Raw genomic sequence first — 14586 nt, forward strand, 5'->3', positions numbered from 1 at the left:
CGCCGGACGGTCAGTGGGCCGCGACGAACACCCGGGACGCCACCTCGCGGGGCAGCCGGACCCGGTCACCGGAGCGGTCGATCGAGACGGCGTCGCGTTCCTGCGCCACAGTCACCGTCGCGCCCGGGTCGACGCCGGCGGCGTGCAACTGCCGGAGCACGTCCGAGTCGGTCTGCACGCTTTCGCAGATCCGCCGCACCACGACGGTGCCGGACAGGCCGGGGAAGGCCAGGTTGCGCTCGCTCTCGCCGGCCTCGACCGGCGGCTGGCCGGGGTCGCCCAGCTCCTCCAGGCCCGGGATCGGGTTGCCGTACGGCGAGCGGGTCGGGCGGTTGAGCAGGTCGAAAACCCGCTTCTCCACCGCGTCGCTCATCACGTGCTCCCACCGGCAGGCCTCCTCGTGGGCCTCCTCGTAGGGCATCCCGATCACGTTGACCAGCAGCAGCTCGGCCAGCCGGTGCTTGCGCATCACGGACACGGCGGTGTTGCGGCCCTGCGGCGTGAGGGTCAGGTGCCGGTCGCCCTCGACGGTGAGCAGGCCGTCGCGCTCCATGCGGGCGACGGTCTGGCTGACGGTCGGGCCACTCTGCTTCAGCCGCTCGGCGATGCGGGCACGAAGCGGCGGCACCCCCTCCTCCTCGAGTTCGAGGATGGTGCGCAGGTACATCTCGGTGGTGTCAACAAGGTCGTGCTTCACGTCTGCGGCCTCCTGGGCTCCGATGGTACCCGTTACCACCGACCATCGACGCAGGCGAAGCCGGAGGTGATGCGCCGGATGGTGTTGACTGGACCGTATGTCCGCCACCGCAGACCTGCTGGTCGAGCCCGACCGGCTCGTCGCCGAACTCGATCACGCCGACCCGCCGACCCTGCTCGACGTCCGCTGGCGGCTGGCCGGCCCGCCCGGGCGCGACGACTACACCGCCGGCCACCTGCCCGGCGCCGTCTTCATCGACCTGGACACCGAGCTGTGCGGGCCGCCCGGCGCCGCCGGGCGGCACCCGCTTCCGGACCCGGCGGCGTTGCAGGCCGCGCTGCGGGCCGCGGGCGTCCGCGCGGGTCATCCGGTGGTGGTGTACGACGGCGGCGACGGCATGTCCGCCGCCCGCGCCTGGTGGACGCTGCGCTGGGCCGGGCACCGGCAGGTGCGGGTGCTGCACGGCGGCTTCCCCGCCTGGACGGCCGCCGGGCTGCCGGTCGACACGAGCGTGCCCGCTCCGGCGCCCGGCGACGTGACCGTGGCACCCGGCGCGTTGCCGGTGCTCGACGCCGCACAGGCCGCCCGGCTCGCCGCCGCCGAGCCCGGCGTGCTGCTGGACGTACGGGCCGCGCCGCGCTACCGGGGCGAGCACGAGCCGGTCGACCCGGTCGCCGGGCACGTGCCGGGCGCTGTCAACGTGCCCGCCCCGGAGTACGTCACGCAGGGCCGCTTCCCCGACGCCGGGGAACTGCGGGAACGGTTCGCCGCCGCCGGGGTGGACGCGGACGCGCCGGTCGGCGCGTACTGCGGCTCCGGGGTGACCGCCGCGCAGGCGGTGCTCGCGTTGCACCTGGCCGGTCGCCCGGACGCCGCGTTGTACGTCGGCTCGTGGAGCGAGTGGGTGGCCGACCCGGACCGTCCGGTCGCGACCGGTGGCACGTCCGGCCGGTGAGCGCACGTCAGGTGGGCGCACCCGGGCCCACGTGCGACGATGGCCGCATGGCCGACGACACGGTTGTGGTGTGGGACGAGGCGCTCCTCGCCTACGACATGGGCGACCATCCCCTCGACCCGGTCCGGGTCGAGTTGACCATGGCGCTCGCCCGCGAGCTGGGTGTGCTGGACCGGCCCGGCGTGCGGCTGGTCAAGCCCGAGCCGGCCGACGACGCGCTGCTCACCCGCGTCCACGATCCGGCCTACCTGGACGCGGTCCGGTCCGCGCCGCGTGACCCGCTGTTCGCCGGCTTCGGTCTCGGCACTTCGGACAATCCGGTCTTCGACGGGATGCACGAGGCGAGCGCGCTGATCGCCGGCGCCACCACTGCCGCGGTCGAGGCGGTGTGGCGCGGCGAGGCCCGGCGCGCGGTGAGCGTCGCAGGCGGCCTGCACCACGCGATGCCCGCCCGGGCCGCCGGGTTCTGCGTCTACAACGACCCGGCGGTGGCCATCGCCCGGCTGCTCGACCTCGGCGCGCAGCGAATCGCGTACGTGGACGTCGACGTGCACCACGGCGACGGCGTGCAGGAGATCTTCTACCGCGACCCGCGGGTGCTCACGATCAGCCTGCACGAGACGCCGCTCGCGTTGTTCCCCGGCACCGGGTTCCCGGACGAGACCGGCGGACCGGGCGCCGAGGGCACCGCCGTCAACGTGCCGCTGCCGCCCGGGGTCGGCGACGCCGGCTGGCAGCGGGCGTTCCACGCGGTCGTGCCGTCGGTGCTGCGCGCGTACCGGCCGCAGGTGCTCGTCACCCAGTGCGGCGCCGACGGGCACCGCAAGGACCCCCTCGCGGACCTGCACCTCTCCGTGGACGGGCAGGCGGCCACGTACCGCACGCTGCGGGCGCTCGCCGACGAGCTGTGCGACGGCCGCTGGGTCGCCACCGGCGGCGGCGGGTACGCGCTGGTCGAGGTGGTGCCCCGGGCCTGGACGCACCTGCTCGCGGTGGCCACCGGAGAGCCGGTCGACCCGGCCACGCCGACCCCGCCCGGCTGGCGGGACCTGGCCGCGCGGCGGCGTCCCGGGCACGAGGTGCCGTTGCGGATGACCGACGACGTGGACCCGTCGTACCTGCCGTGGCAGCCCAGCGGCGAGCCGAACGCGGTGGACCGGGCCGTCGCGGCCACCCGCAAGGCCGTCTTCCCGCTGCTCGGGCTCGACCCGCACGACCCGCGCGACTGAGCCGGCGGCAGGGGGAGGACCGACCGGTGACCACCGTCGAACAACCGGTGGACGTGCTGCTCAGCGACGGCACGACCGTCCAGCTGCGACCGATCCGACCGGAGGACGCACCCGAGATCGTGGCCATGCACGGCCGCTTCTCGGAGCGCACCCGATACCTGCGCTACTTCTCGCCGTACCCGCGAATCCCGGAACGCGACCTGAAGCGTTTCGTCAACGTCGACCACCGCGACCGGGAGGCGTTCGTGGTGCTCGCCGGCGAGCGGATCGTCGCCGTCGGCCGGTACGAGCGACTCGGCCCCGCCTCGCCGGAGGCCGAGGTGGCGTTCGTGGTCGAGGACGCCTACCAGGGCCGGGGCATCGGCTCGGTGCTGCTGGAACATCTGGCCGACGCGGCCGGGCGCCACGGCATCGTGCACTTCGTCGCCGAGGTGCTCCCGGCCAACGGGACGATGCTGCGGGTCTTCGCCGACTTCGGCTACCAGGTACAGCGCCAGTACGCCGACGGCGTGGTGCACCTGAGCTTCCCGATCGCGCCCACCGAGGCGACCCTCGAGGTGCAGCGCGGCCGGGAGCACCGCACCGAGGCCCGCTCGATCGCCCGGCTGCTCGCGCCACGCGGCATCGCCGTCTACGGCGCCAGCACCACCGGCCAGGGCGTCGGCGCGGCGCTGCTCGGGCACCTCCGCGACGGCGGCTTCGCCGGGGCGATCGTGCCGGTGCACCCGAGCGCGGCGACGGTGGCGGGGCTGCCCGCGTACCCCTCGGCGGCCGACGCCGGTCAGGACGTCGACCTCGCCGTGGTGGCGGTCCCGCCGGACGCGGTGACCGACGTGGTGCGCGACGCCGCCCGCGCGGGCGCGCACGGCCTCGTGGTGATCTCGGCCGGGTTCGCCGAGTCCGGTCCGGCCGGCGCGGCGGCGCAGCGCGCGCTGGTCCGCGCCGCGCACCTGGCCGGCATGCGCGTGGTCGGCCCGAACTGCCTCGGCGTCGCCAACACCGACCCGGCGGTACGCCTCAACGCCACGCTCGCGCCGGTGCTGCCCGCGGCGGGCCGGGTCGGCGTGTTCAGCCAGTCCGGCGCGTTCGGGGTGGCGCTGCTCGCCGAGGCGTCCCGGCGCGGGCTCGGGCTGTCCAGTTTCGTCTCGGCCGGCAACCGGGCCGACGTGTCCGGCAACGACCTGCTCCAGTACTGGCAGGACGACCCGGCCACCGACGTCATCACGCTCTATCTGGAGACGTTCGGCAACCCGCGCAAGTTCGCCCGGCTGGCCCGGCGCATCGGCCGCCGCAAGCCGGTGGTGGCGCTCGCCTCGCTGGCCCGATCGCCGGGCGTGGGGGAGGCGCCGGCGCTGGACGCGGCGGCGGTGAGCGCGCTGTTCGCCCAGTCCGGGGTGATCCGGGTGGACACCGTCTCCGAGCTGCTCGACGTGGGCGTGCTGCTGGCCCACCAGCCGCTGCCGGCCGGGCGGCGGGTGGCGGTGGTGGGCAACTCGTCGGCGCTGACCGGGCTCGCCGCGACCGCGTGCGCCGCCCAGCGGCTGACAGTCGCCGACGGCTACCCGCGGGACGTGGGGCCGAGCGCCGGGGCCGCCGCGTACGCCGCCGCGCTCCGCGACGCGGTGGCCGACGAGCGGGTGGACGCCGTGGTGGCCGTGTTCGCGCCGCCGCTGCCGGGCCAGCTCGCCGATCCGGTGGCCGACTTCGCGGCGGCGCTGCCCGACGCGCGGGTCACCGGCAAACCGGTGGTGGCGACGTTCCTGGCCGGGCTGGTGCCGGCCGGCGTGCCGGCGTACCCGAGCGTGGAGGAGGCGGTACGCGCGCTGGGCCGGGTCACCGCGTACGCGGACTGGCTGCGCCGGCCACCCGGTGTGCTGCCGGAACTGGCCGACGTGGACCGGGCGGCCGGGCACGCCGCGCTGCGCCCGGACGGCGCCGACTCGGCGGCGTTACTGCGCGCGTACGGGATCGACGTGGTGGACTCGGTGCCGGCCCGCTCGGCCGAGGAGGCGGCGGCGGTGGGGGACCGGCTCGGCTGGCCGGTGGCGCTCAAGGCCGCCGCCCCCGGGCTGCGGCACCGCCTCGACCTCGGCGCGGTACGCCTCGACCTGGCCGACGCCGCCGCGCTGCGCCGCGCGTACGCGGAGATGGCCCCGGTGTTCGGCGCGGAGGTGCTGGTGCAGCCGATGGTCGCGCCGGGCGTGGCGTGCGTGGTGGAGCTGGTGGAGGATCCGGCGTTCGGGCCGGTGGTCGGGTTCGGGCTGGGTGGCGTGGCGACCGAGCTGCTCGGCGACCGGGCGTGGCGTGCGGTGCCGCTGACCGACCGGGACGCCGCCGAGCTGGTCGACGAGCCCCGGGCGGCGCCGCTGTTGCGTGGGCACCGGGGCGCGGCGCCGGTGGACCGGGCGGCCCTGGTCGACCTGCTGGTGCGGGTCGGCCGGCTCGCCGACGAGCAGCCCCGGGTACGGTCGCTCACGCTCAACCCGGTGCTGGCCCGGCCGGACGGCATCTCGGTGCTGCACGCCACTGTGCGCACCGGCGTGGAGGCCGCCCGCCCGGACACCGGCCCGCGCCGCTTGTAAGGAAGGGCCCCTTATTAACGCCTCCGGTAGAGGAAGGGCCCCTTCTTAACAGCGCCCGCCCGGGCGACCCGCAGCGCCCGCCCGGGCGACCCGCAGCGCCCGCCCGCGGGCGCCGCAGCGCTCAGCCGCGGGCGGAGATCTGCTGCACCGACCACCCGTTGCCGTCGGGGTCGCGGAAGAAGACGAAGCCGACGTTGTCCAACGGGTGCGGCACCGGGTGCGGGTTCTGGCCCATCACCTGGATCTCGCTCACCTCGACGCCCCGCTCGACCAGTTCGGCGCGCGCCTGCTCCAGGTCGGCCACGACGAGTTGCAGGCCCTTGAGTGAGCCCGGCGGCATCTCCGGTACGACGCCTCGGCCGAAGACGATCGAGCAGCCGGAGCCCGGGGGAGTGAGTTGCACGATCCGCCCCATTCCGCCGAGATCGGTGTCGTGGTCGACGGCGAAGCCGAGCCGTTGCGCGTAGAACTCCTTGGCCCGGTCCACGTCGGAGACCGGTACGACCACCACTTCCAGCGTCCAGTTCATCGTCTCAGGGTGGTGGGGCGTGGCCGGCGTATCAAGCGCGACAGGCCCCGGCGAACCGCCGGGGCCTGTCGGGGTAGGGGTGGCTCAGCAGGCGTACGCCTCCAGCCGGTTCGCCCGCTCCGGGTCGCGCAGCTTCAGCAACGTCACCTTCTCGATCTGCCGGATCCGCTCCCGGGACAGGCCGAACTCGCGGCCGACCTCGTCCAGCGTGCGCTGCCGGCCGTCGTCCAGGCCGAAGCGCAGCCGGATCACCGCCTGCTCCCGCTGGGACAGCGTGGCCAGCACGATGCGGACCTCGTTGCGCAGCTCGCCGTTGGTGGCGGCGTCACCGGGCTCGGTACGCGGGTCGACGGCGGCGACGAAGTCACCGAGCGCGCTCTCGCCGTCCTCGCCGACGGCCTGGTCCAGGCTGACCGGCTCCCGGTCGTAGGAGATCAGTTCGATCACCTGGAACTCGGGGATCTCCAGCGCCTTGGCCACCTCGCTGACCGTGGGCTCGCGGCCCAGCGACACCGACAGCTCCCGGCGTACCCGGACCATCCGGTTGACCTGCTCGACCATGTGCACGGGGATGCGGATGGTGCGGGCCTGGTCGGCCATGGCGCGGGTGATGGCCTGGCGGATCCACCAGGTGGCGTAGGTGGAGAACTTGTAGCCCTTTGTGTAGTCGAACTTCTCGACGGCGCGGATGAGGCCGAGGTTGCCTTCCTGGATGAGGTCGAGGAAGGCCATGCCGCGACCGGTGTAGCGCTTGGCGATGCTCACCACCAGCCGCAGGTTGGCCTCCAGCAGGTGGTCCTTGGCGGCGCGGCCCTCGGCCGCGATCAGCGCCAGGTCCGCGCGCAGCTCGGCGGAGACGGGGGTGCAGGTGGCCAGCTTCTCCTCGGCGAAGAGGCCGGCCTCGATCCGCTTGCTCAGCTCGACCTCCTGCGCCGCGGTGAGCAGCTTGGTGCGGCCGATGCCGTTCAGGTACGCCCGGACCAGGTCGGTGGAGACGCCGCGCTCGTCGGTGGCGTCGAGGTCCGTGAGGGTGACGTCCATGTCCTGGTGCTCGATCATCTGCTGGGTCATCTCTGTTCTCCCCGTGTCCGACGTGCCTACCGGTCCCGTGCCGCCCACGCGGTGGTGGCCGATGACAGACAGCTTGGCGGTCGGGGCGTGAGACGGGAGTGAGGCGATCGGGGACCCGACAGGAATCCACGTGGGAATCCGGCATTCCCTTGCCCGGCGCGGTTACCGTGCCACCGACCGGCCGTCGGGGCCGGCCCGGCACTGACGATCGGAGAACGTGGTGGTCTTCAAGCGGCTCATGCAGGCGATGGGTGTGGGCGGACCGTCGGTGGAGACGGTGCTGGCCAACCCGAACTGCCGCCCGGGCGGCGTTCTGGAGGGCCGGATCCAGGTGGTCGGCGGTGACCACCCGGTGGACGTGAGCTACATCGCACTCGGCCTGGTCACGCGGGTCGAGGTGGAGAGCTCCGACAGCGAGTACGACGTCAACCAGGAGTTCGGCCGGGCCCAGATGACGGGCGCGTTCCGGCTGGAGCCGGGGCAGCGTCACGACGTGCCGTTCCGCTTCCAGGTGCCCTGGGAGACCCCGCTGACCGACCTGTACGGCCAGCACCTGCACGGCATGACGATGGGTCTGCGTACCGAGCTGGAGGTGGCGCGGGCGATGGACAAGGGTGACCTGGACCCGGTGGCGGTGCACCCGCTGCCGGCCCACGAGCGGCTGCTGGAGGCGCTGCTGCGGCTGGGCTTCCGCTTCGCCCGTGCCGACGTCGAGCGCGGACACATCTACGGCCTGCACCAGCAGTTGCCGTTCTACCAGGAGATCGAGTTCTACCCGGCGCCGCAGTACGCGGGCGCGATGAACCAGCTGGAGGTCACCTTCGTGACCGATCCGCGCCAGGTCCACGTGGTGCTGGAGCTGGACAAGCGGGGCGGCCTGTTCACCGAGGGCCGCGACGCGTTCGGCCGGTTCACCGTGGATCACGCGACCGCGGACCACACGGACTGGGCCGCCCAGCTCGACGGCTGGCTGCGGCAGTCGCTGTCCCGCCGGGGCCTGTTCTTCTAGAGGTCGAGCACGAGGGTCCGGGGACCGACGTTGACGCTCTCCACCAGCATGTGGGCGCGGAACCGGCCGGTCTCCACCTTCGCGCCCCGGGCGCGCAACTGCTCGACCACGGCGTCCACCAGGGGTTCGGCCACCTCGGCGGGAGCGGCGGCGGTCCAGCTCGGCCGCCGGCCCTTGCGGGCGTCCCCGTAGAGCGTGAACTGGCTGACCACGAGCAGCGGCGCCCCGACGTCGGCGGCGCTGCGCTCGTCGTCGAGGATGCGCAGCTCGTGCAGCTTGCGGGCCATCGTGGCGGCCACCTGCGGGGTGTCGGTGTGGGTGACGCCGAGCAGCACCAGCAGCCCGTCGGCGATCTCGCCGGTCACCTCGTCGTCGACAGTCACCCGGGCCCGGCCGACGGTCTGCACCACGGCCCGCATCAGTCGGTCACCGGCTCGACGATGCCGCGCTCGACCAGGTGCGCCACGATGGGCCCGGCCGCCTCGGCCAGCTCGTCCGGGGTCACGTCGTGCGCGGCGGCGAGCAGGGCGAGCTGGTCGCGCAGCGGCAGCCGGCCGTCGGCGCCGCCGACCAGGGCGAGCACCAGCGGGTCGATCTCCTCCGACCAGCGCAGCCCGCGCGGCATGGCGAGGACCTGCCGGTCGACCGCCCAGCCCTCGTCGCCCATGGTGGCCTCCTGCCGCAGCTGGAGCCCTTCGGCAGCGCGGTAACGGGCGGCCAGCAGACCCTGGGCGCCCTGGGCGCGCAGCCAGTCCTGCCTGGTGAACCACTCGCCGATCCGGTCGCCGAGCGGCGGCTCGACCCGCTGGCGCAGGTCCTCCACCCGGACGATCGGCTGGTCGTGGCCGGAGCGGCGCAGCGAGACGATGCCGAAGCCGATCGCCTCCACCTTGTGCGCGTCGAACCAGTCCAGCCACGCCGCCATCCGCTGCGGGTCCGCGCTCTCGCCGACGTCGGTGAGCCAGAGGTTCACGTACGCCATCGGGTCGGCCACCTCGCGCTGGATCACCCAGGCGTCCAGGCCGGTGCCGGCGAACCAGCCGGTGACCCGCTCGGCCCAGTCCTCGCCGGTGACGTGCACCCAGTTCGCCAGGTACTGCATGGTGCCGCCCTCGGTGAGCAGGTCGGGCGCGGCAGCGGCCAGCTCCGCGCCGATCGCGTCGCCGACCCGGCCGGAGTCGCGGTAGACGTGCGTGGTGGTGCCCGGGCCGACCACGAACGGCGGGTTGCTGACCACCAGGTCGAAGCGGCGCCCGGCCACCGGGGCGACCATGTCGCCGCGCAGCAGCTCCCAGTCCTGCCCGTTGAGGGCGGCGGTGGTCGCGGCGAACCGCAGTGCCCGCTCGGAGACGTCGGTGGCGGTGACCCGGCGCGCGTGGGTGCCCAGGTGGAGCGCCTGGACGCCGGAGCCGGTGCCGAGGTCGAGCGCGGTGTCCACGGTCGGGCGTACGGTGGCCGAGATCAGCGTCTGGGTGGCGCCGCCGATGCCCAGCACGTGCTCGGCGTGCAGCGGCCGTCCGGGCCGGGCGCTGGCGGGCACGTCGGCGAGCACCCACCAGTCGTCCCCGTACGGCTCCAGGTCCACCCCGGCGCGCAGGCCGTCGCCGTGCCGTTCGACGATGCCCCCGGCCAGCGCCTCGTCCACGGTCAGCGGGGCCAGCGCGGCGGCCACCACCGTCTCCGGCTCGGTCTGGTCGCAGATGAAGACCCGGATCAGCGTGGCCAGCCGGTCCCGGTCCTCGGTGGCGCGCAGCGCGGCCCGGTAGTCGTTGCGGGCCACCGCGCCGGTGCCCTGCGGGCCCAGGCGGTCGGCGATCCCGTTGGCGGTGAAGCGGGCAAGCGTCAGCGCGGTGCGCAGCGCGTCGACCCCGGCGGGGGAGAGCAGCATGTCGTGACGGTCCACGTGCTCATCCTGCCTCGGACGCCGTCCGCCGTGACGCGCACCCGCCGATCCATAACGTGAACCGTATCTATCGGCAACTATCTCTTTCATGTGTGTCGATCCCTGGTTAGCATTCCTGCCAACATCCGTCGATGGGGTGATCCGGACACAAACCGGGCCGCCCCGGTAGGGAGCCAGACGATGCCCGACGTGTCCCTTCCCCGGCGGCGCGCGCTGCGTGCGCTCGCCGTCACGGCCGCCGCCGCGGCCTTCGCCGCCGCCGCCTCCACGCCCGCTCTCGCCGCGCCCACCGGGGAGATCCGGTACGCCGGTGCCGCCGACGCCGTCAGCGGCAGCTACGTGGTCGTGCTCAAGGGCGACGCGGTCGGCACCGCGAACACCCTCGCCGCCCGTACCGCCGTGCCGGACCGGGCCGCCGGCCTGGCCAAGCGCTACGGCGGCAACGTCGGGACGGTGTGGAGCTCCGCTCTCACCGGCTACAGCGCCAAGATGACCCCCGCCCAGGCCCGCCGGCTGGCCGCCGACCCGGCCGTCGCGTACGTCGAGCAGGACCGCGTCATGACCACCCAGGGCACCCAGACCGGGGCCACCTGGGGCCTGGACCGGATCGACCAGCGGAACCTGCCGCTGAACAGCACCTACACCTACCCGAACACCGCCACCAACGTGCGCGCCTACATCATCGACACCGGCATCCGCACCACGCACAGCGACTTCGGCGGCCGGGCCACCTGGGGCACCAACACGGTGGACACCAACAACACCGACTGCAACGGCCACGGCACGCACGTCGCCGGCACGGTCGGCGGCACCAAGTACGGCGTGGCCAAGGGCGTGCGCCTGGTGGCCGTCAAGGTGCTCAACTGCTCCGGCAGCGGCACCACCGCCGGCGTGATCAGCGGCGTCAACTGGGTCACCTCGAACGCGGTGAAGCCGGCCGTGGCGAACATGAGCCTCGGCGGCGGCGCCAGCACCACGCTGGACAACGCGGTGGCCAACTCGATCAACTCGGGCATCACGTACGCGCTCGCGGCCGGCAACTCCAGCGCCAACGCCTGCAACTCGTCGCCGGCCCGGGTCGCCTCGGCGATCACCGTCGGCGCCACCACCAGCACCGACGCCCGTGCCTCGTACTCGAACTACGGCTCCTGCGTGGACATCTTCGCGCCGGGCTCGTCGATCACCTCGGCGTGGCGTACCAGCGACACCGCCACCAACTCGATCAGCGGCACCTCGATGGCGTCCCCGCACGTGGCCGGCGCCGCGGCGCTCGTGCTCTCCGCGAACACCTCCTACACCCCGGCTCAGGTGGCCAGCTACCTGACCAGCAACGCCACCACCGGCAAGGTGACCAGCCCGGGCACGGGCTCGCCGAACCGGCTGCTCTTCGTCGTCAACTGACGACGACGGTGACCTGACCGCACCGTGGGCCGCGGCCCGGTGGACCTCCCAGGGATCCACCGGGCCGCGTCACGTCACGGAGATGTCCGCGGTTCACCGGGCAGACTGAGCCGGGTGAGCGACGACTACATCCGCCTGGTGCCCACGGATCCGAACTGGCAGCCGGATCTCGATGCCGCGGCCGGTGGACATCACGCGCCGTCCGGCAAGGATGTGCACGGAGCCGCCCGATCGGCGGCAGGATGGCCCCATGACGCTGTCACTGCCCATCGACCCGCAGGCCAACGAGCTGCTGGGGCGCAGCCCGCTGGCCCTTCTCCTCGGCATGGTGCTGGACCAGCAGGTGCCGATGGAGAAGGCGTTCTCCTCCCCGTACGTGCTGGCGCAGCGCCTCGGCCACGAGCCTGACGCCGCCGAACTGGCCGGGTACGACCCGGAGGCGCTGGTGGAGGTCTTCGCCCGGCCGCCCGCGCTGCACCGCTTCCCGAAGGCGATGGCGGCCCGCGTGCAGGAGGTGTGCCGCGTGCTCGTGGAACGCTACGACGGCGACCCGGCCCGGCTCTGGTCCGACGTGACCGACGGCCGGGAACTGCTGCGCCGGGTGGGTGAGCTGCCCGGGTTCGGCCGGCAGAAGGCGCAGATCTTCGTCGCGCTGCTCGGCAAGCGGTTCGGCGTCACCCCGGACGGCTGGCGCGAGGCCGCCGGCGACTACGGCGACGCGGACGCCCACCGGTCGGTGGCCGACGTGACCGACCCGGAGTCGCTGCGCCGCGTACGCGAGTTCAAGCAGCGGATGAAGGCGGAGGCGAAGGCCGCGAAGGGCTGACCCCCGTGCCGCCGCAACCGGTCGCAGCCCTTGTCGTTGGTCGCCAGGACGGGGGCGGGGGCGGACGATGACCGAGCAGCGAGGTGGGGCGCTGCTGCGGAGCGCCTCCAGCCCGGGGCGGGCCACGTTCCTGGAGCTCTTCTTCGACCTGGTCTTCGTGTTCGCGCTGACCCGGGTCTCCGAGCGTCTGATCAACGGCGTCGACGGCTCGGCCCTGGCGGTCGCCGCCGAGGTGGGCAAGACGCTGCTGCTGTTCCTGGTGCTCTGGCAGGTCTGGACGATCACCACCTGGGTCACCAGCCGCTACGAGCCGGAGCGCGCCGTCATCCAGGCCGTGGTGGTCGGCACCATGTTCGGCAGCCTGGTGCTGGGCGTGACCCTGCCGCGCGCGCTGGAGGAGCGGGCGCTGCCGTTCGCGCTCGCGTACGTGGTGGTGATGGTCGGCCGGCCGCTGGCGATCGGGGTGGCGTTGCGTGGGCACCCGCGCCGCCTGGTCCCGCTGCGGCTGGCTGCCTGGGCGGGGTTCAGCGCCCCGCTCTGGATCGCCGGCGCGCTGCTGCCCGGCCCGCGCCTGGCACTGTGGGTGGTCGCGCTGGCCGTGGACCACCTGGGCGTGTTGCTGGGCTGGCCGCTGCCCCGGATCGGGGCGTCGCGCACCCGGAAGTGGCTGATCATCGGGGAGCATCTGGCCGAGCGCTACCAGCAGATCTTCCTCATCGCGCTCGGCGAGTCGATCCTGGTCATCGGGTTGACCTACAGCGGGAAGGAGTTCTCCGGCGAGGCGGCCGCGGCGTTCGCGATCTCGTTCGTGATCACCGCGTTGCTGTGGCGGATCTACTTCTACCGGGCCGGTCACCTGCTGGCGGAGGCGTTGCGGACGGCCGGCGCGCCGGGGCGGCTGGCCGAGTCGGCGGCGCAGACCCATCTGTTCATGGTGCTCGGCGTGCTCAGCGCCGCGGTCGGCTACGAGCTGGTCATCGCCCACCCGTACGATCCGGCCCCGCCGAGCTGGCTGGTCTTCGTGGCGGGCGGTCCGGCGCTCTTCCTGGCCGCCCGGTCCCGGTTCGAGTACGAGATCTTCGGCCGGGTGTCCCGCTCCCGGCTGGCCGGCCTGCTGGCCCTGGTGCTGCTCGTGCCCGCTCTGGCGACCCTGCCGGCGATGCTGGCGCTGGGCGCGGTGGCCGTCGTGCTGGCGCTCGTCGCGTTCGCCGACGCCCGCCGGGCCTGGCACCACCCGCCGGAGTCCTCCGCCTCACCGATCGGACGGGAGGCGCCCGGCGAGGCCGGCCCCGAGGCGTGAGCCGTCAGGCGGCGGTCGGGCGGGACAGCGACGCCAGCGCGCGGCGCACGTCGGCCAGCGAGACAGTGGCCGAGTCGTCCAGGTCGGCCAGGCCGGCCTCGATCCACTGCCGCATCAGCGTGGTGACCCCGATGCCGCGCGCGTCGGCGGCGGCGCGGACCCGCTCGTACGTCTCCAGCGGCAGCCGCACCGACCGGCTGACCATCGGCACGTCGGTGTCGGGGGTGGGCAGCTGCGCCGGTGACGTGTCGTCGATCAGATCGGCGAACGCGTCGCCTCCGGCGTGGAACCGCTTGGTCGCCTCGTCACGGTGCATCGTGACCGCCTCCTCGTCGGCGTGCTCTCCGCACCGCCTCGTCGTAGCGCTTGGCCTCGACGTCGCTCAGCTCGCGGGCGGAGAGGATGTCCCAATCGTTGTCGGTGCCGTCGGCCTCGGCCAGCAGCACGGCGAGCCGCCGGCCCCGGTGGTCGGTCGCGTAGACCACCATGACGTCGTCGCCGAGGTGCCGGATGACCCGGCGCCTGCTGTGCAGGGCCTCCCAGACTTCCCCGGGTGTGACGTCGTAGACCCGCAGGTTCGCCAGCGCCTCGTCGGTGAAGCTGAACCGGTTGGCCACCGGCGAAGCGTACCACGCACGTAACACGTACCCGGCTGTCACGAATTTCGCCGATCATCCGTCCGGAGTGACAGGATGGGCCCTATCCCCTCGTAGGAGGTCCGTGGTGAAGCGTCAGGCGTACCAGCCGATCCTGATCACCGACGCCCCGCGCAGCCAGGACGACCAGCTCAACAGCCGGCAGAAGCGATACGTGCTGATGATGGCCATCCGGGTCGCGTGTCTGGTGGCGGGCGCGATCCTGGTCGGCGCCAAGGCCCCGCTGCTCTGGCTCTGGCTGCCGCTGTGCGCGCTCGGCATGGTGCTCGTGCCCTGGCTCGCCGTGCTGCTCGCCAACGACCGGCCGCCCAAGGAGGAGCACCGGCTGGCGAACCGCTTCCGCAACCGGCACCGCGAGGAGCCCGCGCCCACGGCCGTCACCGCCGAGGAGAACCCCCACAAGATCATCGACGCCGAGCCCTGACCGG

At 73.8% G+C, this 14586-nt stretch carries 15 protein-coding genes; 8 read left to right on the forward strand and 7 right to left on the reverse strand.

Annotated elements, in window-relative coordinates:
• Positions 1-10: 10 nt before the first annotated feature.
• The gene (locus AB0B20_RS02500) at positions 11-697 is read right to left on the reverse strand and encodes a metal-dependent transcriptional regulator (protein ID WP_357467428.1); all 687 of its coding nucleotides are present in this window, start codon (positions 695-697) and stop codon (positions 11-13) included.
• Positions 698-794: 97 nt separating this feature from the next.
• Between AB0B20_RS02500 and AB0B20_RS02505 the strand changes: the two genes are divergently transcribed.
• From AB0B20_RS02505 to AB0B20_RS02515, 3 genes are read left to right on the forward strand one after another with little or no spacing between them, the layout of a single operon-like run.
• On the forward strand, positions 795-1652 hold the full coding sequence (locus tag AB0B20_RS02505) for a sulfurtransferase (RefSeq protein ID WP_357382624.1): 858 nt from the start codon (positions 795-797) through the stop codon (positions 1650-1652).
• Between the two features lie 47 nt (positions 1653-1699).
• On the forward strand, positions 1700-2881 hold the full coding sequence (locus AB0B20_RS02510) for an acetoin utilization protein AcuC (protein ID WP_357382626.1): 1182 nt from the start codon (positions 1700-1702) through the stop codon (positions 2879-2881).
• Between the two features lie 26 nt (positions 2882-2907).
• Complete coding sequence (locus AB0B20_RS02515) at positions 2908-5463, forward strand: GNAT family N-acetyltransferase (protein ID WP_357467432.1); 2556 nt, start codon at positions 2908-2910, stop codon at positions 5461-5463.
• Between the two features lie 121 nt (positions 5464-5584).
• On the opposite strand, the gene AB0B20_RS02520 is transcribed toward AB0B20_RS02515, so the two are convergent.
• A complete protein-coding gene (locus AB0B20_RS02520) occupies positions 5585-5992 on the reverse strand; it encodes a VOC family protein (RefSeq protein ID WP_357382630.1) in 408 nt (135 codons plus the stop codon).
• A gap of 84 nt (positions 5993-6076) precedes the next feature.
• Positions 6077-7063, reverse strand: coding sequence for an RNA polymerase sigma factor SigB (sigB, locus tag AB0B20_RS02525; RefSeq protein ID WP_184683375.1), 987 nt, complete (start codon positions 7061-7063; stop codon positions 6077-6079).
• 220 nt (positions 7064-7283) lie between these two features.
• Between sigB and AB0B20_RS02530 the strand changes: the two genes are divergently transcribed.
• Complete coding sequence (locus AB0B20_RS02530) at positions 7284-8072, forward strand: sporulation protein (RefSeq protein ID WP_357382778.1); 789 nt, start codon at positions 7284-7286, stop codon at positions 8070-8072.
• Here the strand turns inward: AB0B20_RS02530 and dtd are convergent.
• A complete protein-coding gene (gene dtd / locus AB0B20_RS02535; protein ID WP_013474500.1) occupies positions 8069-8491 on the reverse strand; it encodes a D-aminoacyl-tRNA deacylase in 423 nt (140 codons plus the stop codon). The two genes, AB0B20_RS02530 and dtd, sit on opposite strands and share 4 nt — an antisense overlap.
• On the reverse strand, positions 8491-9975 hold the full coding sequence (locus AB0B20_RS02540) for a methyltransferase (RefSeq protein WP_357382634.1): 1485 nt from the start codon (positions 9973-9975) through the stop codon (positions 8491-8493). Before AB0B20_RS02540 ends, dtd begins: the two co-directional genes overlap by 1 nt.
• A 180-nt stretch (positions 9976-10155) precedes the next feature.
• Here AB0B20_RS02540 and AB0B20_RS02545 point away from each other — a divergent pair, with 180 nt between their 5' ends.
• The 3 genes from AB0B20_RS02545 to AB0B20_RS02555 all read left to right on the forward strand — a co-directional run bounded on the left by AB0B20_RS02545 (position 10156) and on the right by AB0B20_RS02555 (position 13502).
• Positions 10156-11376, forward strand: a complete 1221-nt coding sequence (locus tag AB0B20_RS02545) for a S8 family peptidase (protein WP_357382636.1) — start codon at positions 10156-10158, stop codon at positions 11374-11376.
• A gap of 250 nt (positions 11377-11626) precedes the next feature.
• Positions 11627-12202, forward strand: a complete 576-nt coding sequence (locus AB0B20_RS02550) for an HhH-GPD-type base excision DNA repair protein (RefSeq protein ID WP_357382638.1) — start codon at positions 11627-11629, stop codon at positions 12200-12202.
• A gap of 67 nt (positions 12203-12269) precedes the next feature.
• The gene (locus AB0B20_RS02555) at positions 12270-13502 is read left to right on the forward strand and encodes a low temperature requirement protein A (protein ID WP_357382640.1); all 1233 of its coding nucleotides are present in this window, start codon (positions 12270-12272) and stop codon (positions 13500-13502) included.
• Positions 13503-13506: 4 nt separating this feature from the next.
• Here the strand turns inward: AB0B20_RS02555 and AB0B20_RS02560 are convergent, their stop codons facing one another.
• Entirely contained in the window at positions 13507-13818 is a 312-nt protein-coding gene (locus AB0B20_RS02560; protein ID WP_013284778.1) for a hypothetical protein, read from the reverse strand.
• Positions 13808-14119 carry a hypothetical protein gene (locus AB0B20_RS02565; RefSeq protein ID WP_357382642.1) on the reverse strand — a complete coding sequence of 104 codons (312 nt, stop codon included), beginning with the start codon at positions 14117-14119 and terminating at the stop codon, positions 13808-13810. The genes AB0B20_RS02560 and AB0B20_RS02565 overlap by 11 nt, the downstream gene beginning before the upstream one ends.
• A gap of 106 nt (positions 14120-14225) precedes the next feature.
• On the opposite strand from AB0B20_RS02565, the gene AB0B20_RS02570 reads away from it, so the two are divergent.
• A complete protein-coding gene (locus AB0B20_RS02570) occupies positions 14226-14582 on the forward strand; it encodes a DUF3099 domain-containing protein (RefSeq protein WP_357467570.1) in 357 nt (118 codons plus the stop codon).
• Positions 14583-14586: the final 4 nt, after the last annotated feature.

Source organism: Micromonospora sp. NPDC049151, from assembly GCF_040648395.1.
GTDB lineage: Bacteria > Actinomycetota > Actinomycetes > Mycobacteriales > Micromonosporaceae > Micromonospora.

Coding starts and splice junctions, on each gene's coding strand:
- AB0B20_RS02560 (WP_013284778.1), bottom strand. CDS start 13,818: ATGCACCGTGACGAGGCGACCAAGCGGTTCCACGCCGGAGGCGACGCG.
- AB0B20_RS02550 (WP_357382638.1), top strand. CDS start 11,627: ATGACGCTGTCACTGCCCATCGACCCGCAGGCCAACGAGCTGCTGGGG.
- AB0B20_RS02555 (WP_357382640.1), top strand. CDS start 12,270: ATGACCGAGCAGCGAGGTGGGGCGCTGCTGCGGAGCGCCTCCAGCCCG.
- dtd (WP_013474500.1), bottom strand. CDS start 8,491: ATGCGGGCCGTGGTGCAGACCGTCGGCCGGGCCCGGGTGACTGTCGAC.
- AB0B20_RS02505 (WP_357382624.1), top strand. CDS start 795: ATGTCCGCCACCGCAGACCTGCTGGTCGAGCCCGACCGGCTCGTCGCC.
- AB0B20_RS02510 (WP_357382626.1), top strand. CDS start 1,700: ATGGCCGACGACACGGTTGTGGTGTGGGACGAGGCGCTCCTCGCCTAC.
- AB0B20_RS02520 (WP_357382630.1), bottom strand. CDS start 5,992: ATGAACTGGACGCTGGAAGTGGTGGTCGTACCGGTCTCCGACGTGGAC.
- AB0B20_RS02545 (WP_357382636.1), top strand. CDS start 10,156: ATGCCCGACGTGTCCCTTCCCCGGCGGCGCGCGCTGCGTGCGCTCGCC.
- sigB (WP_184683375.1), bottom strand. CDS start 7,063: ATGACCCAGCAGATGATCGAGCACCAGGACATGGACGTCACCCTCACG.